The 25950-nt window shown below is 63.8% G+C and carries 20 protein-coding genes; 7 read left to right on the forward strand and 13 right to left on the reverse strand.

What is annotated here, in order from left to right; all coding sequences use genetic code 11:
- Positions 1–8 precede the first annotated feature (8 nt).
- The 6 genes from exbB to GIW79_RS02975 all read left to right on the forward strand — a co-directional run bounded on the left by exbB (position 9) and on the right by GIW79_RS02975 (position 6924).
- Positions 9–992: a tonB-system energizer ExbB gene (exbB, locus tag GIW79_RS02950; RefSeq protein WP_034129097.1), complete on the forward strand. Its 984-nt coding sequence runs from the start codon at positions 9–11 to the stop codon at positions 990–992.
- Between the two features lie 6 nt (positions 993–998).
- Positions 999–1424, forward strand: a complete 426-nt coding sequence (exbD, locus tag GIW79_RS02955; RefSeq protein ID WP_003195519.1) for a TonB system transport protein ExbD — start codon at positions 999–1001, stop codon at positions 1422–1424.
- Complete coding sequence (locus tag GIW79_RS02960) at positions 1421–2167, forward strand: energy transducer TonB family protein (RefSeq protein WP_003195521.1); 747 nt, start codon at positions 1421–1423, stop codon at positions 2165–2167. Before exbD ends, GIW79_RS02960 begins: the two co-directional genes overlap by 4 nt.
- 156 nt (positions 2168–2323) lie before the next feature.
- Positions 2324–3244 (forward strand): hydrogen peroxide-inducible genes activator, encoded by a 921-nt coding sequence (locus GIW79_RS02965; protein ID WP_003195523.1) that lies wholly within the window; start codon positions 2324–2326, stop codon positions 3242–3244.
- 8 nt (positions 3245–3252) lie between these two features.
- A complete protein-coding gene (gene recG / locus GIW79_RS02970; protein ID WP_034129255.1) occupies positions 3253–5328 on the forward strand; it encodes an ATP-dependent DNA helicase RecG in 2076 nt (691 codons plus the stop codon).
- Positions 5329–5523: 195 nt separating this feature from the next.
- The gene (locus GIW79_RS02975; protein ID WP_032894530.1) at positions 5524–6924 is read left to right on the forward strand and encodes an aminoacyl-tRNA deacylase and HDOD domain-containing protein; all 1401 of its coding nucleotides are present in this window, start codon (positions 5524–5526) and stop codon (positions 6922–6924) included.
- 129 nt (positions 6925–7053) lie between these two features.
- Here the strand turns inward: GIW79_RS02975 and GIW79_RS02980 are convergent, their stop codons facing one another.
- From GIW79_RS02980 to tagH, 13 genes are all read right to left on the reverse strand, one after another.
- A complete protein-coding gene (locus GIW79_RS02980; RefSeq protein ID WP_003195530.1) occupies positions 7054–7428 on the reverse strand; it encodes a hypothetical protein in 375 nt (124 codons plus the stop codon).
- 124 nt (positions 7429–7552) lie between these two features.
- Positions 7553–8476, reverse strand: coding sequence for a type VI secretion system-associated lipoprotein TagQ (gene tagQ, locus GIW79_RS02985; protein ID WP_003195532.1), 924 nt, complete (start codon positions 8474–8476; stop codon positions 7553–7555).
- An 84-nt stretch (positions 8477–8560) separates the two neighbouring features.
- Entirely contained in the window at positions 8561–10273 is a 1713-nt protein-coding gene (locus tag GIW79_RS02990) for a formylglycine-generating enzyme family protein (RefSeq protein ID WP_181124479.1), read from the reverse strand.
- The gene (locus GIW79_RS02995) at positions 10266–11450 is read right to left on the reverse strand and encodes an FtsX-like permease family protein (protein WP_236452623.1); all 1185 of its coding nucleotides are present in this window, start codon (positions 11448–11450) and stop codon (positions 10266–10268) included. The genes GIW79_RS02990 and GIW79_RS02995 overlap by 8 nt, the downstream gene beginning before the upstream one ends.
- Positions 11450–12154 (reverse strand): ABC transporter ATP-binding protein, encoded by a 705-nt coding sequence (locus GIW79_RS03000; RefSeq protein WP_034129102.1) that lies wholly within the window; start codon positions 12152–12154, stop codon positions 11450–11452. Before GIW79_RS03000 ends, GIW79_RS02995 begins: the two co-directional genes overlap by 1 nt.
- Positions 12154–15132: a serine/threonine-protein kinase gene (locus GIW79_RS03005; RefSeq protein WP_236452625.1), complete on the reverse strand. Its 2979-nt coding sequence runs from the start codon at positions 15130–15132 to the stop codon at positions 12154–12156. The genes GIW79_RS03000 and GIW79_RS03005 overlap by 1 nt, the downstream gene beginning before the upstream one ends.
- Positions 15129–15848 (reverse strand): PP2C family protein-serine/threonine phosphatase, encoded by a 720-nt coding sequence (locus GIW79_RS03010; RefSeq protein ID WP_054919746.1) that lies wholly within the window; start codon positions 15846–15848, stop codon positions 15129–15131. The genes GIW79_RS03005 and GIW79_RS03010 overlap by 4 nt, the downstream gene beginning before the upstream one ends.
- Entirely contained in the window at positions 15849–16502 is a 654-nt protein-coding gene (gene tagF, locus GIW79_RS03015) for a type VI secretion system-associated protein TagF (RefSeq protein ID WP_014720494.1), read from the reverse strand.
- Positions 16499–19999 (reverse strand): type VI secretion system membrane subunit TssM, encoded by a 3501-nt coding sequence (tssM, locus tag GIW79_RS03020; protein WP_096144018.1) that lies wholly within the window; start codon positions 19997–19999, stop codon positions 16499–16501. The genes tagF and tssM overlap by 4 nt, the downstream gene beginning before the upstream one ends.
- Positions 19996–21285 carry a DotU family type VI secretion system protein gene (locus GIW79_RS03025; protein ID WP_056790884.1) on the reverse strand — a complete coding sequence of 430 codons (1290 nt, stop codon included), beginning with the start codon at positions 21283–21285 and terminating at the stop codon, positions 19996–19998. The genes tssM and GIW79_RS03025 overlap by 4 nt, the downstream gene beginning before the upstream one ends.
- Before the next feature lie 6 nt (positions 21286–21291).
- Positions 21292–22626 (reverse strand): type VI secretion system baseplate subunit TssK, encoded by a 1335-nt coding sequence (tssK, locus tag GIW79_RS03030; protein ID WP_236452629.1) that lies wholly within the window; start codon positions 22624–22626, stop codon positions 21292–21294.
- 18 nt (positions 22627–22644) lie between these two features.
- Positions 22645–23154 (reverse strand): type VI secretion system lipoprotein TssJ, encoded by a 510-nt coding sequence (gene tssJ, locus GIW79_RS03035; RefSeq protein ID WP_019818127.1) that lies wholly within the window; start codon positions 23152–23154, stop codon positions 22645–22647.
- Positions 23155–23211: 57 nt separating this feature from the next.
- Positions 23212–24540: a type VI secretion system-associated FHA domain protein TagH gene (tagH, locus tag GIW79_RS03040; protein WP_054919755.1), complete on the reverse strand. Its 1329-nt coding sequence runs from the start codon at positions 24538–24540 to the stop codon at positions 23212–23214.
- A gap of 393 nt (positions 24541–24933) precedes the next feature.
- On the opposite strand from tagH, the gene tssA reads away from it, so the two are divergent.
- The gene (gene tssA / locus GIW79_RS03045) at positions 24934–25950 is read left to right on the forward strand and encodes a type VI secretion system protein TssA (RefSeq protein ID WP_236452631.1); all 1017 of its coding nucleotides are present in this window, start codon (positions 24934–24936) and stop codon (positions 25948–25950) included.

Below are 25950 nucleotides of genomic sequence, written 5' to 3' on the forward strand. Positions count from 1 at the left end.
CGGCCAGCATGACACGTCATACAACCCCCGCTTCGCCAACCAAGCTTCACAGCCCCTCCCGCGCCTGGCGTGCGATTGCTGCGATGCTGTTCAGCGTACTGCTGGCACCGACCGCCGCATTCGCTGACGCCACTGCCCCAGCCGCTCCGGCAGCTGCCGAGCAAAATGCCGCTACTGCGGCAACGCCTGCCGTCGCGCCAGTGGCCACCGACCCGGCCCAGGCCGCCGGCGCCGCCGCACCTGCCGACGAAACCGGCGTGGTGCTGGAAGAAGACAACACCCTGGGCATGGCCCACGACTTGTCGCCATGGGGCATGTACCAGAATGCTGACGTGGTGGTGAAAGCCGTAATGATCGGCCTGGCCATTGCCTCGATCATCACCTGGACCATCTGGATTGCCAAAGGCTTCGAGCTGTTGGGCGCCAAGCGTCGTCTGCGCGCTGAAATCGTCCACCTGAAAAAAGCCACCACCCTCAAGGAAGCGAGCGAAACCGCGACCAAGAAGGGCACCCTGGCCAACCTGCTGGTGCACGACGCACTCGAAGAAATGCGCCTGTCGGCCAACACCCGCGAAAAAGAAGGCATCAAGGAGCGCGTCAGCTTCCGCCTGGAGCGCCTGGTTGCCGCCTGCGGCCGTAACATGAGCAGCGGCACCGGCGTACTCGCTACCATCGGCTCCACCGCACCCTTCGTCGGCCTGTTCGGTACCGTGTGGGGCATCATGAACAGCTTCATCGGTATCGCCAAAACCCAGACCACCAACCTCGCCGTCGTTGCCCCCGGCATCGCCGAAGCCCTGCTGGCTACCGCCCTGGGCCTGGTTGCCGCGATTCCTGCGGTGGTGATCTACAACGTCTTCGCCCGTTCGATTGCCGGCTACAAGGCTCAGGTATCGGATGCATCGGCTGAAGTCCTGTTGCTGGTCAGCCGTGACCTCGATCACCTGCCTACCGAGCGCAGCTCGCAACCGCACATGGTGAAAGTGGGGTAATCGGCCATGGGCCTGCATTTGAATCAAGGCGACGACGAACTCGTCGAGAACCACGAAATCAACGTCACGCCGTTTATCGACGTGATGCTGGTACTGCTGATCATCTTCATGGTGGCGGCACCGCTGGCGACCGTGGACATCAAGGTGGACCTGCCCGCGTCCAGCGCCAAGCCGGCGCCGCGGCCAGAGAAACCGATCTTCCTCAGCGTCAAGGCGGACCAACGCCTGTTCCTGGGCGAAGAAGAGGTCAAAGCCGAAACCCTGGGCCCGGTGCTGGATGCCAAGACCCAAGGCAAGAAAGACACGACCATCTTCTTCCAGGCCGACAAAGGCGTGGACTATGGCGACCTGATGAGCGTGATGGATGCCCTGCGGGCAGCCGGCTACCTCAAGGTAGGCCTGGTCGGACTTGAGACGGCAGCCAAGAAATGATCACGACGCGCCACAAACTGACGCGTTATGGCACCAGCCTCGCCGTCGTGCTGGGCGTGCATGCCGTCGCGATCATCATCGCGCTCCAATGGTCCGCGCCGCAGGCGATCCAGCTGCCACCCGCCGCCATGGTCATCGACCTGGCGCCGCTGCCAGCACCGCCGCCGCCTCCAGCACCGCCCAAGGTCGTTGCGCCGCCGCCGCCACCGGTCGAAGAGCTGCCCCTGCCGAAGCTGGCCGAGGCGCCCAAGCCAACGATCCAGGTGCCCAAGCCGGTCAAGCCCAAGCCCAAGCCACAACCGCCAAAACCGGTGGAGAAGAAGCCCGAGCCGCCCAAGGAGAAACCTTCCGAGGAGCCGCCGAGCGAAACGCCGCCGAGCAACGCACCTGCGCAGAAGTCCGCCCAGCCTACACCGGGCCCGTCGGCACAGCAGCTGGCCGCCCAGGCATCCTGGCAAAGCACGTTGCTGGCGCATCTGCAGAAGTACAAGAAGTACCCGCCCGGCGCCCAACGCAGTGGCAAGGAAGGTATGAACCGCTTGCGCTTCGTGGTCGATGGCGAAGGCAATGTGCTGTCCTACGAACTGGAAGGCCGCTCCGGCAACGCCGACCTGGACCGTGCAACCCTTGAGATGATCCGCAAGGCTCAGCCGCTACCCAAGCCACCGGCAGACCTGTTGAAAAACGGCAGCGTCGAACTGGTCGCGCCGTTCGTCTACAACATCGACAAGCGTCGCCGCTGAGAGAGCACTGTGGGAGGGGCTTGCTCCCTCCCACATTCGCTTTAATACCTCAGTAAAATTCCGATATTCCCCACTCAATCCCCAGCAAAGTTCTGATAACGTGCGTCTATCGATTGCAGCCGGTATGCTTGGCCCGCAACCTCATGGACGCCCGCTATGACTCTCACAGAATTACGCTACATCGTGACCCTCGCCCAAGAACAGCACTTCGGCCATGCCGCCGAGCGTTGCCACGTCAGCCAGCCGACGCTGTCGGTGGGTGTGAAAAAGCTTGAAGACGAACTCGGTGTGCTGATTTTCGAGCGCAGCAAGAGCGCCGTGCGCCTCACCCCGGTGGGCGAAGGCATCGTTGCCCAGGCGCAGAAGGTCCTGGAGCAGGCGCAAAGCATTCGCGAACTGGCCCAGGCCGGCAAGAACCAGCTGACCGCGCCGCTCAAGGTCGGCGCGATCTACACGGTCGGCCCCTACCTGTTCCCGCACCTGATCCCGCAACTGCATCGCGTCGCACCGCAGATGCCGCTGTATATCGAAGAAAACTTCACCCACGTGCTGCGCGACAAACTGCGCAACGGCGAGCTGGACGCGATCATCATCGCCCTGCCCTTCAACGAAGCGGACGTGCTGACCCTGCCGCTCTACGACGAGCCGTTCTACGTGCTGATGCCGGCCTCCCACCCGTGGACCAAGAAGGACACCATCGACGCCGGCCTGCTCAACGACAAGAGCCTGCTGCTGCTCGGTGAAGGCCACTGCTTCCGCGATCAGGTGCTGGAAGCCTGCCCGACCCTGACCAAGGGCAACGACGGCGCCAAGCACACCACGGTGGAATCCAGCTCCCTGGAAACCATTCGCCATATGGTCGCTTCCGGCCTGGGTATCTCGATCCTGCCGCTGTCTGCGGTAGACAGCCATCACTACGCCCAGGGCGTGATCGAAGTGCGCCCACTCACGCCGCCGGTGCCGTTCCGTACCGTAGCGATTGCCTGGCGCGCCAGCTTCCCGCGCCCCAAAGCGATTGAGATCCTCGCGGACTCGATCCGTCTGTGTTCGGTGGCCAAGCCGCCCGTTGCGAGCTAAGCCACGGTATGACTGAGCTGTCGCAGGTGTCGGTGACGGCACTCAAGGGTGTCGGTGAGGCCATGGCCGAGAAGCTGGCCAAGGTCGGCCTGGAGAACCTTCAGGACGTGCTGTTCCACCTGCCCCTGCGCTACCAGGACCGCACCCGCGTGGTGCCCATCGGCCATTTGCGCCCTGGGCAAGACGCGGTGATCGAAGGCACCGTCAGTGGCGCCGACGTGGTGATGGGCAAGCGCCGCAGCCTGGTGGTGCGCCTGCAGGACGGTACCGGCGGCTTGAGCCTGCGCTTCTACCACTTCAGCAACGCGCAGAAGGAAGGCCTCAAGCGTGGCACCCGCGTGCGCTGCTACGGCGAGGCACGCCCTGGCGCATCGGGCCTGGAAATCTACCACCCGGAATACCGCGCCATTACCGGCGACGAGCCGCCACCGGTGGACACCACGCTCACGCCGATCTACCCGCTGACCGAGGGCCTGACCCAGCAACGCCTGCGCCAGTTGTGCATGCAAACCCTGACGATGCTTGGCCCGCAAAGTCTGCCCGATTGGCTGCCCCTGGAGCTGGCCCGCGATTATCAGTTGGCGCCCCTGGCCGATGCGATTCGGTATTTGCATCACCCGCCCGCCGATGCCGATGTGGACGAACTCGCCCTCGGTCATCATTGGGCCCAACATCGCCTGGCCTTTGAAGAACTGCTCACGCACCAGCTGTCCCAGCAACGCCTGCGCGAAAGCATGCGTTCCCTGCGCGCCCCGGCGATGCCCAGAGCCACGCGGCTGCCTGCGCAATACCTGGCCAACCTCGGCTTTGCGCCCACCGGCGCGCAACAGCGCGTGGGCAATGAAATCGCCTACGACCTCAGCCAGCAAGAACCGATGCTGCGGTTGATCCAGGGTGACGTAGGGGCAGGCAAAACCGTGGTCGCTGCCCTGGCCGCCCTGCAAGCCCTGGAAGCTGGCTATCAAGTGGCGCTGATGGCACCGACGGAAATTCTCGCCGAACAACACTTCATCACCTTCAAGCGCTGGCTCGAACCGCTGGGCCTGGAGGTGGCGTGGCTGGCTGGCAAGCTCAAAGGCAAGAACCGCGTGGCCGCCCTGGAGCAGATCGCCGCCGGCGCACCGATGGTGGTGGGCACCCATGCGCTGTTCCAGGACGAAGTGCAGTTCAAGAACCTTGCGCTAGTGATCATCGACGAACAGCACCGATTTGGCGTGCAACAGCGCCTGGCCCTGCGCCAGAAAGGCGTGGGCGGGCGCATGAACCCGCACCAGTTGATCATGACCGCCACGCCGATCCCACGCACCCTGGCCATGAGCGCCTACGCCGACCTCGACACCTCGATCCTCGACGAGCTGCCGCCGGGGCGTACGCCGGTCAACACCGTGCTGGTCACCGACACCCGGCGCGTCGAAGTGATCGAGCGCGTGCGCGGTGCCTGCGCCGAAGGCCGCCAGGCGTACTGGGTATGCACCCTGATCGAAGAGTCCGAAGAACTGACCTGCCAGGCCGCCGAAACCACTTATGAAGACCTCACCAGTGCCTTGGGTGAGCTCAAGGTGGGGTTGATCCATGGCCGTATGAAACCGGCGGAAAAAGCCGCGGTAATGGCCGAGTTCAAGGCCGGCAACCTGCAATTACTGGTGGCTACCACCGTGATTGAAGTGGGCGTGGACGTCCCCAACGCCAGTCTGATGATCATCGAAAACCCCGAACGCCTGGGCCTGGCGCAACTGCACCAATTGCGCGGGCGGGTTGGCCGGGGCAGTGCCGCCAGCCACTGCGTGCTGCTCTATCATCCGCCACTGTCGCAGATCGGTCGCCAGCGCTTGGGCATCATGCGCGAAACCAACGACGGTTTTGTCATTGCCGAAAAAGACCTCGAACTGCGCGGCCCCGGTGAAATGCTCGGCACGCGCCAGACCGGCCTGCTGCAATTCAAGGTCGCCGACCTGATGCGCGATGCCGACCTGCTGCCCGCCGTGCGCGATGCTGCGCAAGCATTGCTCGAGCGTTGGCCCGATCACGTCAGCCCCTTGCTCAACCGCTGGCTGCGCCACGGCCAGCAATACGGCCAGGTTTGACCTCTTCCCTGTAGGAGCGAGCTTGCTCGCGAAAAACGCCAACGATGACGGCGCCGCCAGGAAGGTCTTCGCGAGCAAGCTCGCTCCTACAGGGTAATCAGCACACCGCCAACCTCATCACAAACGCCACTTATCCGACCAACACCCGTATCAAGCTGGTTATACTCCAATGAATGTAAGAAATTGGATCAGGCCATGTCAGAAGTTGCCCTCGCCACAGCCCCACTGACCGCCCCGCCGGTCATTCGGGCGCTGCTCGCAAAGCTCGCCATCCCCTACACGGAAGTCATCGAACAGCCTGGCCTGAACCCTGCCCGAAAGGTCCAGGCGGTGTTGCTTGAAGATGCGGTTGGCGCGCTCATGGTGCTGTTCCCCCAAAGCCAGTTGCTGGACCTCAACCGCCTCGCCGAACTCACCGGTCGCCGCCTCACGGCTGTCGCCCCCGAGCGGGTCGAGCGCATGCTGGGCAAGCATGACCTGAGCCTGCTGCCGGGCTTGCCGCCACTGACCAGTTCGCCGTGCCTGTACGAAGGCCGCTTGCTCAATGAGCCGAGCCTGCTGGTGCATTCGGGCGAAGCCGGGCTGTTGCTGGAAATCCCCACCGACGCTTTCAAGAGCCTGCTCACCAAGGCCAGCGCCGCGCAGTTCGGTGAGCCCTTGAGCAACATCCGTCCGAACCTCGACCGCCCCAATGATGACCGCGAGGAAATCACCCAGGCGATGCAAGCCTTCACCGCTCGCCGTATCCAGCAACGCCTGGAAGCGACCATCGAAATTCCGCCGCTGGCCGACACGGCGCAGAAGATCATCAAGCTGCGCGTGGATCCCAACGCCACCATCGACGACATTACTGGCGTGGTGGAAACCGACCCGGCCCTTGCCGCCCAGGTCGTAAGCTGGGCCGCGTCGCCCTACTACGCCTCGCCGGGCAAGATCCGCTCAGTCGAAGACGCCATCGTGCGCGTGCTGGGCTTTGATCTTGTGATCAACCTGGCGCTGGGCCTGGCCCTGGGCAAAACCCTGAGCCTGCCCAAGGACCGCCCGCACCTGTCCACGCCGTACTGGCACCAGTCGATCTACACCGCCGCCGTGATCGAGGGCCTGACCCGCGCCATGCCCCGCGCCCAACGCCCGGAAGCCGGCCTGACCTACCTGGCAGGTTTGCTGCACAACTTCGGCTACCTGCTGCTGGCCCACGTGTTTCCGCCGCACTTCTCGCTGATCTGCCGCCACCTGGAGGTCAACCCGCACCTGTGCCACAGCTACGTCGAGCAACATTTGCTGGGCATCAGCCGCGAACAGATCGGCGCCTGGCTGATGCGCTACTGGGACATGCCGGACGAACTGTGCACCGCCCTGCGCTTCCAGCACGATCCCACGTATGACGGGCAATACGCCGAGTATCCGAACCTGGTGTGCCTGGCGGTGCGCCTGTTGCGCAGCCGGGGGATTGGCTCCGGGCCGGATGAATCCATTCCCGACGCGTTGCTTGAGCGCCTGGGCCTGAGCCGCGAGAAGGCCGAGGACGTGGTGGGTAAAGTGCTGGATGCCGAAGTGCTGTTGCGCGAATTGGCTTCGCAGTTCAGCCAGGGGTAAGCCCACCGCCTGTTAAACCGCTATCGCAGGCAAGCCAGCTCCCACAGTTGACCGTATTTCCAAGTTGGAACGCGGTCACTGTGGGAGCTGGCTTGCCTGCGATGAATTCAACTCGGACTACCTGACCACCTACTTCTTTTTCTTCGGCTTCAAATACTTGGTCAGACCCTGGAACCAGATCACCAGTGCCGGGTTGCCCTTGATCTGGATCGACTTGTCCTGAATCCCCGTCATGAACGCCAGTTGCTTGTTCTTCGCCTGCATCGTGGCGAAGCCGTAGGCGGCATCCTTGAAGGCAATCGCGAAGGCCGGCGCCGGGTGGACACCTGAGCGGCTGGTGATGCGCTGGTCTTTGACGATGAAGTGACGGGCAACCTTGCCGTCGAGGGTCTGCAGCTGGAAGGCCAGGTCTTTGTCACCCAGTTGCTGCTGGAAGGCGGGGTTGGTGCGGCTGGCTTTGCCCATCATCAGGCCCAGCACCCACAGGAGAAGACGAAATTTCATGCACACGGCCTCGGTGTATTTATTGGAGTGGCCGCAGCAGTGTAACGATTTGCAAAAGGAACGCCACCGATCTCGCGCTTTAGGCGCAGATCGGTTGGCGTTTAACGCTTATAGCAACAAGTACTTAAACGTTAGGGCAAGGCACTGGCGCCCAGTCGGCCAGGTTTGGATTGCGGCAGGTTGCTTCGATCTGGGTCTTGCCCGCACTGGCGACCTGCTTGCTTTCAGCTTGCTTGGCCTGCACGGTCTGGATGCTACGTTCGGTGGTGACCGCTTCTTTCGGCACTGTCGGCAGAACCGGCTTCTTGGCTGGCTTGACGGCTTTCTTGCCCTTGGCCGGAGCGACCACTGGCGTGGTATCGGCGGTGGCCACGGTCACCACATCGCTGCGCTGTACGCCGACCTGTTGCAGGTCTTTCTCGTAGGCCTGGGTGTAGTTGTTCAGGTCTTCGCTGGCTTTGCCGTTGACCGTCACGATCAGGTCATTGGACTCCTTCAGGCCCGCGACGATTTCCGCCAGGCGCTTGCGGCCTTCGGTGTCGTTGACGGTCTTGGCCTTGCGATCAGCCACCAGCTTGGTGAATGCGCTCTGGTAGCACTGCTGCGACGCCTTGGCATAGGCGGTGCTGCGGTCGATGTCCGAGGCGCTTTTGTTGAAGTCGGTGGAGTAGGACGCGATGCGCTGGTTGTCATCGGTGATCTGTTTCTGGCGCTCGGTGTAGTAACCCGCCGCACCGCCAGCCAGGGCGCCGCCTGCGGCACCGATCGCGGCATTGCGGCCACGGCTGTCCTTGTCGCCGGTCAGCGCGCCCAGCAGGGCACCGCCGGCCGCGCCGATCGCGGCACCGGTGACGACCGACTTGGTCATGTCCGAATCGGTGGCGCGCAGGTGCTGCACCGGCTCGTAGCAGTTGGGGTAGTACTCGACCTTGGTGCTCGACGCCACCTTGGACGCAGGCGACGTAGCGCAACCAGTCAACACGGTGCTGAAACCAGCTGCGATCAGCAGCAGGTGACGCTTGGAAACCGCCTTACGGGAAAAAAGCATAGATGTGATCTCTGTTAAGTTTGACTTGCCCAGCACGGCCCACCGCCGCCTGAGTCCCTTCCAAGCTCGCTAGACAGCCAACGATCAAGACCGCTGACCGCTCGCTGCGAGCAATTCCTTCAAGATCGTTGCCGGGTCGGCCCGCTGTTGCTTGCGGTAGTTGCCAACATGGCGAACGAACAGTGTCGCGCGCGTCACCAGGCTCTTGCCGAGCACTGGCTTGCGATCCAACTCTTCCTTGATCCGTTGAAACTGCGCCTGGATCACCGCATCGGTGTAGCGCGTGCCGGTGGCCAGGTTGTCGATGTAAATCGCCACCGCGCCGTCCAACGCGCTGCGTCCATTGGTGATGGCCATGTCGAACAGCTGCGTGCTGGCCTCGTCCTTGCTGTCCACCGCCTGCTGGCGACTCTTCTGCAGGTTGGCCAGGCGGATGTTGTAGTTGCTGATGGTCTCGGCCACCAACGCCGCCGACTGGATCAAATTGCCCGCCGCTTCTTCGCGTTGCTGGGCGATCAGCGACACGTTGCGCTTGAGCTCTTCGTTGACCAGGCCCAGTTCGGCTTGCAGCTTGGGATCGACACTGGCGGCGATGATGCTGTCCAGGCGTTTGGTCGGGTCCTGGGCGTCGTCGATGGCATCGGTCAGCGCGGCCAGGCGGCCTTCCTTCTGCCACTGGGCGAACAGCTCCTTGTAGCGCGAGCGCGGCGCCGACAACGCGCCAATCGCCACGCGAAAACCGGTGGTCTCGTTGCTTTGCTCGGTGCCATCAGCGGCAAACAGCGGGTATTCGCGGCGCATGCCGGTGAACAACGTGCCCTCGCCTTCCAGGTAGTTGCCGCCCTTGACCACAAAGCCGCCGTAGGTGCCCTGGCGGCGGCCAGCGTGTACCAGTTGGAAGGATTCCTGGACCATTTCCGCGGCGTTGCCGATCACGTCGAACATGCCGATGGGGTTAGGCAATTTGGTGCCGATGGGCATCAACCGCGCCGCCTGGCCGGTGCCGCCAGCCACTTGGTTGAACACCGCGTAATCGGCCAGCGGGCCATCGCTTTCACTGCCCTCGGCGCGCCGTGGATACAGCCGGCCTTCCAGGTCCTGGCGGCTCACCGCCTGGCCGCCGCGTGCGGCGTACTCCCACTCCACTTCGGTGGGCAGGCGCACAAAACCCAGGCCACCGTCTTCGGCCGACGCACCGCGCCCGCTCACCGGCAGCAGTTCGCGGTGGTATTTCATCAGCCAGGCGCTGTACACCGCCGAAAAACGCTCGGCTTCAAAGCGCGACAGTTTCACCTTGGGCAAACGTCCGGCCATACCGGTGGGCGCCTCACACGCCGGCGCCGGTTCGCCGCTGGCCAGGGACTGCGCCTGGGCCATCACCTGGGCGTATTGGCGAGCAGTCACTTCGTATTTGCCAATGAAGTACAGCATGGGCTTGAGCGGGGTCTTGGCGTCGGTCTTCGGCATCTGCGGCGCGATGACCTTGCTCCAGTCCTTGGGCAAGTCCTTGAGGGTGAACTGGCCGTTGATGAAGTCGCGGCGGTAACCGGAAATAAACGACTGCTGATAACCCGCCTCGCCTTCGGCAAAGGGGTAGCCCAGGCTGATTTCACGGTCATCCAGGGTGCCCTGGGCCAGAATGTAGGCGTAGCGGAATACCATGTTGCCTTCGCAGGGCAGCGGCAGGCTCACGTCGTCCGGCAACGGCTTGGGGTTGTCGAGCTTGTCACTTGCTTCATCAGCCCAGGCCAGCGAGGCCAGGCTCAGCGCCACGCAGGCGCCCAGTAATTTATACATCTCTGATTCCTTCAGAAGCCTGGATACGGGCCACCCGCCAACCACCACAGGCGGCCGCCACGGCACTGACGCCGAGCACCGCCACTAGGGCCAGGCCGTAATGGCGCGCCAACAGATGGCTGGCGTACTCGCCTGGCACCTGCACAAAAAGCTTGTTCAACGCCGCCTCAGCCAGGCCATACAGCCCAACGCTGAGCACAGCGGCAAAACCCGCGCTGTATAGCGCTTGCAGCAGCACAAACAGCAACAACGCGGCGGTGGAAAACCCCAGCAGGCGCAACACCGAGAGTTCACGGTGCTTACGCGCCACCGCCGCCAGGGTGCCCGCGAAAATCGCCGCAAACGCCCCGGCCAACGCCAACCCGGCGATGATCCAGAACACAATCGACAGGTTGCGGCTCAACGATTGCACTTGAGCGATGGTGTGCGCCTGGGTTGAAACCAACAGGTTCTGCTCGGCGAAATACACCCGCAACGGTTCCACATCATTGAGGCTGCGCGCATACAGGCGAAACGCCGGGTAGATACGCTGTTCACTCACGCTCGCCGCTTCACCGGCCCAACCCAACGCCGGCACCGCACGGCCATCGCGGTAATCTTCCGCTGCCTCCAGCAACGCCAGATCGGCAAACAGGCCCTCGCGAGCGAAGGCCTCCAGCGGCAACACCGCCAGCACCTGCAACCGCGTGCGCTGGGCCTCGACGCGCCCCGCCACTTGCCGCGCAAAGCTGGTTTCCAGCCAATCACCGGGCCTTGCCGCGAGCTTTTCGGCGGCGGTATGGCTGAGCACGATCTGGTCCAGGCCGTGGGGCATCGGCAAGCCTGCCAACAACGGGTCGCCTGCGGCAGTCGGCAGCATTTCCAGGGTCAAGGTGCCCACCTGCGCCGTGGCCGCAATCTGCCGTGTGCGCGGCACAGCAAACGCGACATCGCTGCGCTCACCCAGCTGCGCGATAAACGCCGCGCTGAATCGACCACCGCCCAACGGGATGATTTCACGGCTGGCGGGGTCGGTCTCCAAGCGTTCGGTCAAACTGCTAACCAGTCCAAATTTCAGCCCGAATAACACCAGCAATGGCGCGATAACCGCCACCAATGCCAACACCGAACAGGCCGACAGCCACCCATCGTTGCGGTAGTCCTGCCACGCAAGCGAAGCAACCAGGCCGATGCGCATCAGCACGCCTCCCCGAGGGTTGCGGTGACGCCGCCGTCTGGGTCGCGCTGGCAACTGATACGCCGCACCTGCAAGCCACTGGCGCGGGCCAGCGGTTCGTCATGGGTGGCGATCACACAGGCCGTACGGTGTTCGCGGGCCTGGGCCAGCAGCGCCTGCATCACGCGCTCGGCGTTGAGCGGGTCCAGGGACGCCGTCGGCTCATCAGCCAGCACCAGTTGCGGCCCATGGGCCAGAGCCCGCGCACAGCTGACCCGCTGGCGTTGGCCCACCGACAACGCCGCCGGGCGCTTGGCCAACTGATCGCTGATCTGCAACTGCTCAGCCAGGCGCGCCACGCGGCCGTCGTCCTGCAAGCCCAGCAGTTGGCGCGACAGCGCGATATTGCCGCGCACGTCCAGAAACCCCAGCAACCCCCCGGTCTGCGGCACATAGCCCAAGTGCTGGCTGCGTAACGCGGCCAGCGCCGATTGCCGGTCGGCACGCCACAGCGCGCCGACGTCGTGTTGGTTGAATGCAAACTGCCCCACCTGATCCGGCGCCAACACCAGCGCCAGCAGGTCGAGCAAGGTGCTCTTGCCGCAACCACTGGGGCCGACAATTGCCAGTTGTTCACCCGCGCCCAGCTGCAACGCAGGGATCGCCAGGCTGTAGCGCTGGCTACCGACGCCCCGGCTCTTGTGCACCGCGCTCAGGTTCAACATTACGGCAGCGTCGACAGCGGCACGCGATACAACGCATCGCCCGGTTCGGCATCGCCGAAACGGACCCAGTTGGCCACGTCGTTATGGAAGGTTTCATACAGGCGGATTTTCGAATCCAGCTCGTCGATAAAGTCTTCCTGCTCGGCCACGCTCAATGACAACCACAGGTCCTGGGTCATGTTCAGCGACTTGCTGCGGTACGGTAGGCCCTCCAGGTATTCACCGAGCAGGCCGCCGTCAGCCAGGTTGCCGCCCTTGCGCAGGGCCTGCGGGTCGCGGCTCATATAGGCCGAGGCGCTGGCGATCTCCTGGAAGAAATCCTTGGGCGAGCTTTGTGTTTTGCGCGCTGCATCCACGATCAACTTCAACGATTGTTGCAGGTCGTTGAGTTGCAGCTTGGTCAACATCACGCACACCTGGAACGCTGGCAGCGCCGGGTTGGTTAGGTCACGATCAGCGGTCCAGGCGCTGACCAATTGCGGTGCCTGGCTCGCGGTCTTGCGCCCGAGAAAGTCCATGTGCATGGCATAGCCGACGGCGGCGGACTTGTCCGCCAGGCTCGGCGCGGCACTGAGCAACGGCACGGGCTGCGGCGTGTTGCTGCGCACCTGATGCACCAGGTTGGCGAACACCGTGCCGATCTCATCGACGCGCTCACCCAGCTTGCGCACATCGCCCCCTGGCACCGGCGTGTACAGGTCGCCGATCTGCGGGTTGGCGTCGGCGGTGAGGACGCGATACTGGCTCTCGGCGCCGGCATGGGTTTTCTTGCCGGCATCGGTGCGCAGGTGCAGCGCGTAGATCTTGATCTGCTTGCCCAGCGCCGCCTGGCGCACTTCCGCTTCGTTCATCTGGGTGGCGGCGAACGGGTCGTTCTTGCGCAGCGCGCCGGCATCGGAAACCAGCAGGATGATGCGCCCGCCGTAGCCGGACCAATCCATGCCGTCCACTGCCTGCATCACCCCGGCAAACGCATCTTCGTTGAACGAGTGGCTGGACACCGTCGACGCTTTGACCTGGCGCGCCATATCCAGGAAGCGCTGCGGGTCGCGACCTTGGTCGAGGCTGATCAGGGTCTTGGCGACATACTCAAGGCCCGGGGTTTTCTGGATGCTGCTGCGAAAGCCGACCATGCCGAAGCTGACGCTGTCCAACTCGCCGCGCTCGGCAATGCGGGTTTGTAGCTCATGCACCACGTCGCGAATCTGGTCGATGTAGGGCTGCATCGACACGGTGGTGTCCACCACCAGCACCACCGCCGTGCGGAATGCGTCGGCATTCGCGCTGAGCGTCGGGCTGGCCGGTCTGGCAGCGGCGCGGCTGCCTGGGTCGATGGAGGCCACGTTGAGCAACTGCACCGGCTGGCCGTTGTCGTCGAAGCTCTCTTTGGAATCGAAGATCGGCAACAGGTAGAACTGGTTCTGCGGCACCGCGCTGGCGGTGGGTTCCAGGGCCAGGACTTGCTGGTTGTCTTCTCGGTTGTTCTGCGCCTTGGCCAAGGCGCTTTTCGCTGCAGCAGGGTCAGCCAGTAGTTTTTCCACCTCACCGGGCTGGCGCAGGAACATCACGGGCGCCCGGCCTGAGCGCTCGGTGAACTTGAGCACCAGGCTTTGTTTCCAGTCGCTGACCTGGGAGGCCGGCAGCCAACCGTCGCTGCGACCATCGGTAGCGGCGCCGACGCGCACCCACGGGCTGCCATCGACTTCTTTGCGCTGATACACGTAGAGCACGGAAAACGCCGGCAGCGCTCTACCCGGCGGGCTCCCAGCGTCCACTGAAAGCTGGGCGCCGGGTTTGCTGAGTACACGCTGGAACAAGGTTTTCTTGCCTGCCATCAGCAACGGGCGCTGACCGCCATCCACTTCAGCGACAGCCACGGGCGGCGTCACCTTGGGCGCCACGGCGGCTGGCGGCTTGGCCGGTTCATCGCCGCCGTTCAACCACCAGTAGCTGGCGCCGCCAATGGCCAACGCGACGGCGACCGCCACAGCGGCCAAGGCCAATACCGGCCCACGGCGCTGCTCGGACGGAGCATTGTGCTGCGTCGGCGTGACCACCGGTTGACGCACTATTGGCTGCGGTTGCGGTTTATCCGTCGGAATGTCGATGGTGACAGGCGTGATGCCCGCCAGATCAACGCTCAATGGAATCGGCAGCGGCCGTACCAGCGTGGCATCCGATTCATCAGCAGGCAGTTGATCCAGCGCCAACAACAACGCTGCCGCATCCGGATAACGCTCCGCCGGGTCCTTGGCCAACAACTTGCGCAGCACACCCTGGTAGCGCCCGTGATGCACCGGCAATTCCGGCAAGGGTTCAGTCAAGTGCGCCAGAGCGGTGGAAAGCGCATCGGTGCCGTTGTAAGGCAGCTTGCCGACGAGGATTTCATACAGCACCACGCCCAGCGCGTAGAGGTCGGCGCGGCCATCGATCTCCTGACCCCGCGCCTGCTCGGGGCTCATGTAGCTCGGCGTGCCCACGGCAAACCCGGCCTGGGTGAATTGGGTGCGATCGTCCAGCGACTTGGCAATCCCGAAGTCCGACAACACCGCCGTGCCATCGGCCCGGAACAGAATGTTCGCCGGCTTGACGTCGCGGTGCACCAGCCCTTGGGCATGGGCATAGCCCAGGGCCGAGGCAATCTGGCGGATGAGCGTCACGCCCTGCTCCGGGGTCAGCCCAGCAGCAATGCGCTCCTTGAGCGTGCCATTGGGCAAGTATTCCATGGCCATGTAATACAGCTCACCGACGTTGCCGATGTCATGGATGGTCACCGTGTGCGGGTGTGACAAACGCGCCAGCGTCTTGCCCTCGCGCAGGAAGCGTTCGCAGAAACTCGGGTCGGCCGCCAGCGCTGCCGCCATCACCTTCAACGCCACCTTGCGCTCCAGCGAGCGCTGGGTCGCCAAGTACACGCTGGCCATGGCGCCTTCGCCAATCTCACCTTCGATGTCATAACCCGGGATGACGATGTTCATGACGAGACCTTCACGACGAGGGTGGTGATGTTGTCTGGTGCGCCGCGATTGAGCCCCAAGTGCACCAGGCTGCGCACGATTTCATCCGGCGCGTCATGGCTGAGCACGTCGCGGATTTCATGGTCTTCGACGGTCTTGTTGAGGCCATCACTGCACAGCAAATAGCTGTCGCCGGGAGCGATCAACAGGTCCACCGAGGCGACGTTCAACTGGGCCTCAACGCCAATGGCGCGGGTGACGATATTGGAGCGCGGGTGGGTGCGGGCGTCGGCTTCGCTGAGCAGGCCGCTGTCTTGCAGGTCTTGTACGTAGCTGTGGTCGCGGGAAATGCTTTCCAGCACGCCGTCGCGCAAGCGGTACAGGCGACTGTCGCCGGCCCACAGGCACACCCCGCGCAAGCCGCGTGCGGCGAACACCACCACGGTGCTGCCCATCATGGTCACGCCACGGTTGGCGGTTTCTTCGCGCACGGCCGCGTTGATGCGCAGCAGGTCATTGCGCAGCGCCGCCGAGTATTCGTCCAGGGAGCGGCCCAGCGGCACATGGCGCAGGCTATCGACGATCAGGCTGCTGACATAGTCCCCCGCCGCGTGCCCGCCCATACCATCGGCCACCACCCACAAGCGGTTTTCCGGCAGGTCCAGAAAGGCATCTTCGTTGACTTGGCGAACCATGCCCACATGGCTTTTGCTCGCGGATTCGTACGTCACGCCCATCTACACCACACCTTCTTGTCCGAGCAAAAACTGCGCAAAATCGCTGGCGGCAGGCAGGCCCTGGCACCGTAATAAACCGGGGGAGATACGCTGCGAACCTCGCCCCCACCACAGGCTTGCGCCCTCGCACGCCTGTTCGGCCAGTGCGGTCATACGCTGGTGCGGCACGGTGGCTGCCACCCTTTGCAGGCCGGCGAAACGGCTGTCCACCGCCCGCGGCTCGCTGGCCGGCACGCCCAACTCGTCGAGCCCGGCGTTGAAGCTTTCGAAGGTCGCGCCGCTGTCGAGGGTGCTGAGCAACAAGGTTTCAGCCTGCTCGAACCAGGCGTCCGAACCGCCCACCAGCGACGCCGGGTTGGTGTCGTGATCCAGCAAGGTCACCACCGCCAGCGGAAAATACCGCCCGACCCGGTCAATGCTCGGCATCACCACGCCCGCCGCCGCATCCGGCCCGCACACGCCCGGCGCCAGCACAAAGCGCCACAACGGGCTGACCAGGTACGCATTCAGCCAGTCAGCGCCGAGGCTGTTCTGGCTGGCGAGCAAACCCGCTGCCAGCCAGCTGTCCCACGGGCCTATAAAGCTCTGGGGCAAGGCGCGGCTGACGAAGTCCCCGCGGCTGGCCAACTTGCCGTAGAAACCCAGGGCCGTCATAGCCGCTCCGGCAGGCTGAAGCCGCTGAGCACGCGGCTCTTGAACGGGTTGAACGCACTGTTGGCGCGCAACTCGTAGGCGATGCTCGCGCCATCGACCCGCAGGCGCAGGTTGAAACGGTCCGGCGAGTTGCCTGCGGTGAGGTCTGATTGCTCCAGCAGACGGAACCAGGCCCACGGGCCGTCCAGGGTGATGCCGGAGCGACCACTGGCCGACGGCGGCATGATAGAAATACGCACCACGCCAATGCTGCCGGGGTTCGGCCATTGCATCGCTACCGGGCGGCTCGGGCCGTGGTCGTAGCTCAATTGCTGGCCGTCCAGGTCAAGCAGGAACTGAGTGATGGTAGGGTCCATCGACACCGGCTTGAGTTCGAAACGCACGATGGGTTGGGTGCCACCGGAGCGGAAGAACGCGTCCCGAATCGACGCCGCACGCTGGAAGGTTTGCAGCACGCCAGGAGCAATCCCCAGCTTCTGCGCCGCCCCAGGTTGCCAGCGCCAGGTCTGTGCCGATGTGTCCACATAGGGCTGCAGGTATTTGCGGAAGTAGTTGTCCATCACCCCGCCCACGCCGAAGAACTGGCCGAAGTCATCCAGGGTGGCGTCCCGCGCACTGCCCGGCGACATCGGGTAACGCCCGGCCAACGACTGGCGATACACGTTGACCACCTCACTGACCCAGGCCGCGTTCAGCTGGTTACGCACCCCGCCCATCATGCTGTTGGTGGTGGAATTGACCACTGACTTGACCATGCCCTGCACCAGCGGCGGCTGACGCTCGGCGTTCAGGCTAACCCGCGTGGCGGCAGCCGCCGCCTGGTTCTTGGCCTCACCGAGCAAGGCATCGCCGCTGGCACCGACCATGGCGCTGACCTGCACATACAGTGCATTCATGTCCGACAGCAGGCCGTCGATGGCCGCCGGTTCACCTTCGTTTTTGCTGACGATGCTGTTGAGTTCGGCAAAGTGCGCGGTCACCGGATCATCCGCCGGTGCCGGTGCATTCGCCGTCGGTTGCGCATCGCCCAGCAAACTGCCGAGGCGTTCCTTGAGCTTGTCCACGCCGCCTTCCACCGGCACGCCTTTGGCGGCCAGTTGGCGTTCTTCGGCTTGCAAGTCGGTTTCCCTGGCAACCGCCACCAGCAGCTTTTTCAGCGGCGAGGTGGGACCGGAAATCACCCGCAGCACATCGGCGGCCTGGGCCACGCTGGTGATCGGCACAAAGTCGATGTCGGCGAGCAACGCGTCCCACTGGCGCTGGTAATCCTGGAAGTACAAGCGGCGCACGTCGGCGGCCAGGCTCACCACGTTCTGCTGGTCGGCCTGTTCATGGCCCAGCACCCATTGCTCTTCGGCCAGGGTGCCGGTCTGGTTCAAGCTGCTGAGCAAGAACGCCTGGCGATAGCCCTTGGCGGTAAAGAAACCACTCAACGGCTCACCCAACGGCTTGCCGCTCTTGCGGCTGAACACTAGCGCGGCATCGCGACCGGCGGCTTCGTTGAGGCGAAAGTCCGGGATACCTTCGGGCAGTTTCTGGCGCTTGACGCGGTCGTACACGCGCTGGGCTACCGGCAATTGCTGCAACTGCCGACGCAAATCGTCGATCAGCCGTGGGTCCAGGCGTGCGCTCGGCGGGTGGCGTTCGAACAGCGCCTGCAAGTGCCCGGCCAGGGCCTGACGCTGGTCGGCCGGCAGGTCGCGGGGCAGGTTGCGGTCCCAGTCCAGGGCGATCCAGGCCTTGATGAAGTCGGGGTCGTAATGCTCGGTGTCGGCGAGCATCAGGTAAGCCTTGAGGCCCTCGTAGAGAAAGTCCGAGTTACCGCCGCCGTGCAGTTGCTCTTCGATACGCGTCACCAGGCGTGGCGCGAACACGGCGATCAACAGTTTGCGGTACACGCTGGCGGACTCGGCTTCGAGCATATCGCCCTGGTACAGCCCCAGCCCTTCGGACCAGCTCGGCGAATCCCCCGCCAGGTTCTTCACCGCATTGAGCAACGGCAGCACGGCGAGCACTTCCCGTTGTGCCGGACTCAGGTTCTGTACGGTCTGGCCCAGGGGCGCGACCTTCTGATCGACCTGGGCGATATACGCCTGGTTGGCGCGATAGCTCACCCACCACAGGCTGCTGACCACCACCACCAGCGCGACGGTGGCCGCCAGCACTCCACGCGCAATCCACTTGCGACGCCGTTCGACCTTCGGGTTCACACCCACCAAACCACGCTCGGCAAAGGCCACGGCGGTGAAGAGTTTTTCGATGAAGTAACTGCGCCCGGTACCGCTCTGGCGCGCCAGGTGCTGGCGGTCCAGGTTCATACTCTGGGCCATGGCACCGATCAGGCGGTCAATCGGGCTGCCTTCCTGGGTGCCGCTGGTGAAGTACACGCCACGCAGCAACACGCGCTCTTCAAAAGCGTTGGGTTTGAACACGCCTTCGAGGAAGCTTTGCAGGCAATCTTTCAGCGCGCCGAACTGCTGCGGGAAGCCGTAGATCAGGTCGCGTCGTGCCGGGTCGCGTTCCTGCTGCAAGCGCTCGACCAGGCGTTCGTTGAGACGCTGCTCCAAGCCCGCGAACTCGCTTTGCAGGTGCGCCAGCGGGCTGTCGCTGTTTTTGCCGTCGTCCAGGGCAAAGGTCATGCCCCACACCTGGGCGCGCTCTTCCTTGCTCAGGTTGTCGAAGAACTCCATGAAGCCCGGCACCAGGTCGAGCTTGGTGAGCATCAGGTAGATGGGGAAACGCACGCCCAGCTGCGTATACAACTCCTGGATGCGCAGGCGAATCGCGGCGGCATGGGCTGCGCGCTCGGCGTCGGTGCCCAGCAGCAGATCCGAGAGGCTGATGGCGATAAACGCCCCGTCGATCGGCCGGCGCGAACGCTGCTTTTTCAGCAAGTCGAGAAAGCCCAGCCAGGCGGCTTTGTCCACCGTGGAGTTGCTGTCCTGGGTGGTATAGCGGCCAGCGGTGTCGAGCAATACGGCCTGGTCGGTAAACCACCAGTCGCAGTTGCGCGTACCACCCACGCCCCGCACCGCACCGGCACCCAATTGCGCCGCCAGCGGGAAATGCAGCCCGGAATTGACCAGCGCGGTAGTCTTGCCCGAGCCCGGCGGGCCGATGATCACGTACCACGGCAACTCGTAGAGGTTGCGGCGCTCATCGCCGCCCAGCTTGGCCTTTTTCAGCAGTGCCAGGGCTTCGTCCATGCGCTGGCGCAGCGTGGACAGCTCTTCGGCGGTCGCAACGCTGTTGGGGTCGACCGGGGTTTCTGCGGCCAGGCTGCGCATCACTTCGGCGGCTTGGCGACGGGCCTGGATAATGCGGAACACGCGGTAGGCCACCCACAGCGCAAACACCAGCACGATCAGCGCCCAACGGCGCCCTTCGGGCACCAGCACGTCCAGCAGCGGGCCAACAAACCAGATGATCAGGCTCAGGGCAATCAGGCCCAGCACGGGGATCACCCAGCGAATCATGAAACTGAAAAACGCCTTCACTCGACGCCCTCCGCCAATACGGTGATTTCAACCCGACGATTGCGGGCACGGCCTTCGGCAGTACTGTTGGTGGCCAACGGCTCCGTGTCGCTGCGGCCTTCGGCACTGAAGCGCTCGGCCTGGCCGGTCTTGGCCGCGAGAATCTCCAGCACCGACTTGGCCCGGGCTTCGGACAACGCCCAGTTGGACGGGAAGCGCAACGTGGCAATCGGGCGGTTGTCGCTGTGCCCGGTGACACGCACCTGGCCCTTGACCTTGCGAATGGCGTCAGCGATGCGCAGCATCAGCGGCTGGTAGTCATCGACGATGCTGGAGCTGGCCGAGGCGAACAGCTCATCGCCACGAATGGTCACCACAGAGCGGTCAACCTTGTCTTCCACCGCCACGCGGCCGGCCTTGATGTCATCGGCCAGGAACCCGGCCAGGCGTGGGCGCTCAATCACTTTGGGCTGCGCCACCGGACGGTCGATGGCCTGCACCGGGATCTCGCCCAGGGCATGAATATTCTTGAACACCGGCTCGGCGTCCGAGGCCAGCTTCAGGCGCAGGCCGAACAGCAACGCCAACAGCAGCGCCAAGCCAATCGCCACGGCAATCCATGGCGGCATGAATTGCGCCAGGCGATCACGGGCCACGGTCACACCGCGCCAGTGCGGCGACAGCTCACGCTCGTGCTCGCCACGGGCGCTGCGTATCGCTGCGGCGGTGCGTTCGCGCAAGGCTTCCAGCTGGCTGCGCCCGTCGGTCATCACCCGGTAACGCCCTTCAAAACCCAGGCACATGCACAGGTACAACAGCTCCAGCAGGTACAGGCGTTCCCGTGGGCTTTGCAGACAGTGGTCAAGCAACTGGAAAACCTTTTCGCCCCCCCAGGCTTCGTTGTGCACGGTGATCAGCAGGCTCTGCTTACCCCAGTCACTGGTGCTGCCCCACGGCGTGCTCAGCACCGCTTCATCCAAGGCAGTGCACAGCGCGTAACGGGCCAACAGCACTTCATTGCGTGCCACACCGGCGGCTTCGGCGCGTTCTTCGAACTGGCGCAGGTACGCCAGCAACTGCGCGCGCAGGCTGGCCGGCGCGGGATGGGCGATGGTGTTGCGCAACCGCGTCAACAACGCCAGCAACGGGCCGGCGGCACTTTCCAGCGGGTTGAGGCCCTGGCTCTTGCCGGTGAGGATCGGCGCAGCCGGCATCGACAGCGGCGCAGGTTCGGCACGCGCGGGGGCAGGTTCTCGGCCACCCGGGCGCGGCATGAACTGGGTGCGGTCATCATCATTGGGATGCATCGCCAATTATCCTCGGATCGCCCAGAAGGCCAGGTTCAAGCCCGGGAACTGCCCGGCGATATGGAAGGCGAAACCGCCGGAATTATTCAGCTGCTGCCAGTGCTCGCTGCCACGGTCCAGCTCGTAGTAGGTGCTGCCGGCGTGGTAAGGCAATTGGCGCGGCGCCACCGGCAACGGCTGCAGGCCGATGCCCGGCAGTTGCAGGTTGACCATGTCGCGGATGTGCTCCACCGAGCCGACCTTGCTCTGCTGGCCGAAACGCGCACGCAGGGTTTCGCCGGGCACATCGGCGCGTACCACGAGGATGAAACTGGCGTTGTCGAGCAGGGTCTTGTCGGCCAACATCGCCACATGGATGCCGTAGGCTTTCTCCACAATCGGGATCGGCGTGGCCTTGCTGTCGATGAGCATCGACAGCGCCTCACGCAAGGCCGCCATCACCGGCATGAAGCTCAGGGCCAAGTCATCGTGCTGGTACTGCGGGTATTCCTGGGGGCGACGGCTGGAGGTTGAGAAGGTGGAAAACTCACCGGCCAGGCTGACCAGTTCGCTGAAGAAGCGCTCCGGGTGCAACGGGCTCAACTGGCTGAAGTGCTGGATCAGCGGCTGGGCGCGGTTGACCAGTTGCAGCAGCATGAAGTCGGCGATCTCCGAGGCACCACCGGCGCCCGAGGCCACCACGCGGCCGGCCAGGGCTTCGCCACGCTGGTGCAACAGGCCCAGCAGTTCACTGCGAAAGGCCGTCAGCGGTTTGCTCGCGGCCACGTCCAGCACGGGCGGGATGTAAGTGTCATCGAGCACCAACGCACGGTCGGCACGCTTTTCCTTGATGCGTACCAGGCCGATGGCCGCGTAGTCGCTGATGCCGTCCTGCGCCGTCAGCAGGCGCAACGCCCGCGACCCCACGGCCACCGGTGCACGGTTTTCGAACGGGGCGTTGTCGTCGCGCACTTCACGCACCTGGCTCACGTAGCGCGCGGCTTCCAGGGCCTCGCCCTCGTCCACCGTGTCACGGGCGCCGGCACGCTTGAGCGGCAGGGCCAGGTAAACCAGGCCGTCGCGCAGGTTGTCGTCGATATTCAACGGGCTCGGCGCCAGGTCGTCCTGGGGAATATTGAACGGCGTGCCATCGGGCAACAGGCCGCAGGCCGACACGATCGCCAGCTTGCCCTGGGCCAGCAGGCCCTGGTCGATCAGCAGCTCGGAGAATCCCCAGGCACCCGCCGACAACGGGCGGCTGCGGGCGTCGATCAGGTTTTCCAGGTAACGGTCATGCTGCTGGAAGTGCTGCGTTCCGATGAACATGCCTTCCGACCAGACCACGCGATTGTTCCAGGACATGGGGGCTCCGATTGCTTGTTATTGGGCTGGGCTGGATGGGGAAGCCACGACGTCGGCGCGCACGGCATGCACGTCGAGGCTGATCTGGTATTCGCTGTATTGGCGCGGCGGCACGTTGATGACCGTGCGCCATTGCGCACGGTCCAACTCGCGGTAGCCCACCAGCAAGCCGATCTGGCGCGTGGACGGGTCGAGATCGCGCTGCAGGCTCAGTTGTTGGCCGGGCTGCACCATCACTTCGTCCTGGTCCAGCAGGTCGAGGCCGAGGGTGGATTGCGCACGGTCAGCCAGGGCGAAGTAATCGGAGCGTGAAAAGGTCGCGGCGTTTTTCAATTCGAAAATGCGCACCCGCACCGGCGCGGCCTGGCCGTTGGCACCAGGGTTAAGCCCGGCAATCGCGTGAAAATGCAGCTCAACGGCGGCCGTGTCAGCTTCAGCCTCGGCAGCCGCCTGGGGTTTGGCAGTGTCGTTGGCACACGCCGTCAGCAGCAGCGCGGTGGCGGCTGCGAGTAAAAACCTGGGAATCATCCTGCGTCCTCAATGACGTATTTAGCTATCCGTTTTATCCATTGGTGCGAGGCGTTTTCAGCGTCGCTGTCGTGCACTGTGTTCTTCGTAGGCCCGGCTGAATTCACGACCGAACAAGTCCTGGAAATCGTCCTGGGCCTCGCGGGAAATGTTGCTGTAGAGCTCGGTGAACTGCTGCCAGTACTGGGCCTGGCGCGAACCATTAAAGAGACTGGAGAGGCCGCCGGGTTTGCCCATGCGCTCCTCCAACTGCGCCGGTTCAAAGCGCGTGAGCAGGTGCTTGATCGCCGCTTCCACGCCAGCCATCACGGCCAACTGGTGGGCGCGCAGGTCGTCGAAACTGTCACGTACGGCGAGGTCCGGCGCCATGAACGCCTGGTTGCCATGACGCAGCAACAGCAGTAACGCTTCATCGGCATTCGGGGCGAATTTCAATGGGTTGTTTTCGGCGGGGCGGATCATTGTCTGCTGCATGCGGAACTCGCCCTTGAGGCTGGCACGGGCGCGCAATACGTCGATCAGGCCCTCGACCATCAGCCGGTAGCTGCGGCCGATGCTTTCCATCTGCGCGCAGGCGTCGGCTTTGTCCAGGCGCAACTGGTCCAGGCCCGCACCGCGCAGGAAGGCTTGCAGGAGGTCCGGTGGTGGCTCGGCATTGGCCACGGGGAGCGCAACAGGCTCGACCACGGGCGGCGGCGGGAGGATCGGTGCTGGGGCGGGCGCAGCATTGACGACGGGTGCGGGCGCGTCGCTGAACAGGTCCCAGTCTTCGGGAATCACCGAGCCTTGCACCAATGGCTTTTCGGGCGCCGGTACGGCCACTGGAGCCGGGGGGCGAAAATCGTGTTGCTCGGACGGCACATGGTCCGCCACGGTGGGCGGCGGCACGGCGGTGGGGCTGAGGAAGTCGAACAGGTCTGGCAAGGTTTCCATAGCCGAGGCGCCCTGGAACTGCGGCGCGATCATCGGTGTGGGCGCAGGTTGGCTCGCCACGGCGCCCATCAGCGCTTCAAAGCTGTTGGGTGAGTCACCGGCAAATGGCTGGCTGTCGATGGCCTGCACGTTGAAGTCGATACGCGCCTGGATTTCGTAATCGCCGATGCGGATCAACTCACCATCTTGCAACGGCTCGCTGTTACCCCGACGCATACGAATACCCGCCTTGACCAACTCCACACCATTGGTGCTGTTATCGGTCAAGTAATAACGGCCATCTTTGTATTGAATAACGCAATGTTGCGAAGAGACGAGACGCTCAGGGTCGGGCAATACCCAGTCATTGTCAGAACTGCGGCCAATAGCCATCACGCCCTGATCCATGGACTTTTCGGGGCATTGCCCAGGGGTGATCTTGTGATAACTAGTGATAGTCAAACACAGCGACATCTTGCCTCCTTGCTGATACATCGCGCGCAGTCTACCCAGGAGGCAGCACCGCCCTGGAGAGTCCCGTCCTGTCGTACAAACGACCGCCAAAATCTGCTTTTACCAGCATGATCGCTGATCTTAACTGGCTTCCATGACAAAAATCCGCTCTGGGCGCGCCTTTCGACTCGCCAGTCGCGCAGGTTGTTAAACACCGCACATCTGTCACAGAGGGCGAATAGCTTACCTTGACAAGCCATAAGTACTACACCAAAAATGCACAACTTCTTGAACATCAGTGATGGCACGGTAGTGGCGCGCTGAGTGTATGACCAAGAAAACATGCAAAGTTCATTACGCAACTAGTGCATGAATTGCCCGCCATCCAGCGGGCCGATAAGGAGATCGAATTCAGTGGATGTGCCGTTGCTGCTCACCGCCGTTTCCGCGACGTCGCCTTGTGGCGAGGACATGGAATATGACGCGCAATTTCTGCAATTGGAACGTGATGCCAAGGGCCAACCCGAACGCAGCATGGGCGACTCGATCCTGCCCGCTGAGCCGCCCGAGTGGCGCAGCATCCAGCAGCAAAGCCTCGACCTGTTGCAGCGCAGCAAAGACCTGCGCATCACCCACTTTCTGCTGCAAAGCACCCTCGCCCTCCAGGGTGTGGCCGGGCTGGCCGAAGTCCTCACGCTGATCAACGCCTTGCTGCGCCAATACTGGGCCGATCTGCACCCGCGCCTGGATGCCGACGATGACAACGACCCCACCGTGCGCATCAACGCCCTTACCGGCCTGACCTGCGAAACCAATATTCGGCTGCTGCGCGAAAGCATCCTGACACGCTCGCGCACCTTCGGGCTCGTGAGCCTGCGCGCCGCGCTCAACGCCAGCGGCCTGCAGAGTTTTGCCGATGAGCAGTTGGGCAACCAGCAACTCAACGCCGCGTTCCTGGACAGCGACCCCGAACAACTGCAAGCCACCCGCGACGCCTTGAGCGCGGCGCGCACGGCGTGCGAGGCCATTGAGCAACAGGTCAATGACCAAGTCGGTTCCGCCCAGGGCGTGGACCTCAGCGCCTTGAAGCAGCCGCTCAAACAGGCCCTGCAACTTCTCAATCAAGCGGTGCCAGGCACCGACAGCAGCAGCGATCCCGAGGCCGTCAGTGAAGACAATGCCCCCTCGGTCGACGCCGCCGCGCCCGCAGCCCCTCGCCCGACGGGCGACATCGCCACCCGCGACGATGTGCTGCGCAGCCTCGACAAAATCCTTGCGTACTACACCCGCCACGAGCCTTCGAGCCCGCTGCCGGTGCTGTTGAACCGAGCCAAGAATCTGGTACATGCCGACTTTGCGGCCATCGTTCGCAATCTGATTCCCGATGGCATGTCCCAATTTGAAAACCTGCGCGGCCCCGACAGCGAGTAA

This window comes from Pseudomonas sp. PA-7-1E, from assembly GCF_021605325.1.
Classification (GTDB): Bacteria; Pseudomonadota; Gammaproteobacteria; order Pseudomonadales; family Pseudomonadaceae; genus Aquipseudomonas; species Aquipseudomonas fluorescens_BV.

Excerpts from the sequence above, each read along its gene's own strand:
- exbB (WP_034129097.1), top strand. The coding sequence starts at position 9 with ATGACACGTCATACAACCCCCGCTTCGCCAACCAAGCTTCACAGCCCC.
- exbD (WP_003195519.1), top strand. The coding sequence starts at position 999 with ATGGGCCTGCATTTGAATCAAGGCGACGACGAACTCGTCGAGAACCAC.
- GIW79_RS02960 (WP_003195521.1), top strand. The coding sequence starts at position 1,421 with ATGATCACGACGCGCCACAAACTGACGCGTTATGGCACCAGCCTCGCC.
- GIW79_RS02965 (WP_003195523.1), top strand. The coding sequence starts at position 2,324 with ATGACTCTCACAGAATTACGCTACATCGTGACCCTCGCCCAAGAACAG.
- recG (WP_034129255.1), top strand. The coding sequence starts at position 3,253 with ATGACTGAGCTGTCGCAGGTGTCGGTGACGGCACTCAAGGGTGTCGGT.
- GIW79_RS02975 (WP_032894530.1), top strand. The coding sequence starts at position 5,524 with ATGTCAGAAGTTGCCCTCGCCACAGCCCCACTGACCGCCCCGCCGGTC.
- GIW79_RS02980 (WP_003195530.1), bottom strand. The coding sequence starts at position 7,428 with ATGAAATTTCGTCTTCTCCTGTGGGTGCTGGGCCTGATGATGGGCAAA.
- tagQ (WP_003195532.1), bottom strand. The coding sequence starts at position 8,476 with ATGCTTTTTTCCCGTAAGGCGGTTTCCAAGCGTCACCTGCTGCTGATC.
- GIW79_RS02990 (WP_181124479.1), bottom strand. The coding sequence starts at position 10,273 with ATGTATAAATTACTGGGCGCCTGCGTGGCGCTGAGCCTGGCCTCGCTG.
- GIW79_RS02995 (WP_236452623.1), bottom strand. The coding sequence starts at position 11,450 with ATGCGCATCGGCCTGGTTGCTTCGCTTGCGTGGCAGGACTACCGCAAC.
- GIW79_RS03000 (WP_034129102.1), bottom strand. The coding sequence starts at position 12,154 with ATGTTGAACCTGAGCGCGGTGCACAAGAGCCGGGGCGTCGGTAGCCAG.
- GIW79_RS03005 (WP_236452625.1), bottom strand. The coding sequence starts at position 15,132 with ATGAACATCGTCATCCCGGGTTATGACATCGAAGGTGAGATTGGCGAA.
- GIW79_RS03010 (WP_054919746.1), bottom strand. The coding sequence starts at position 15,848 with ATGGGCGTGACGTACGAATCCGCGAGCAAAAGCCATGTGGGCATGGTT.
- tagF (WP_014720494.1), bottom strand. The coding sequence starts at position 16,502 with ATGACGGCCCTGGGTTTCTACGGCAAGTTGGCCAGCCGCGGGGACTTC.
- GIW79_RS03025 (WP_056790884.1), bottom strand. The coding sequence starts at position 21,285 with ATGCATCCCAATGATGATGACCGCACCCAGTTCATGCCGCGCCCGGGT.
- tssK (WP_236452629.1), bottom strand. The coding sequence starts at position 22,626 with ATGTCCTGGAACAATCGCGTGGTCTGGTCGGAAGGCATGTTCATCGGA.
- tssJ (WP_019818127.1), bottom strand. The coding sequence starts at position 23,154 with ATGATTCCCAGGTTTTTACTCGCAGCCGCCACCGCGCTGCTGCTGACG.
- tagH (WP_054919755.1), bottom strand. The coding sequence starts at position 24,540 with ATGTCGCTGTGTTTGACTATCACTAGTTATCACAAGATCACCCCTGGG.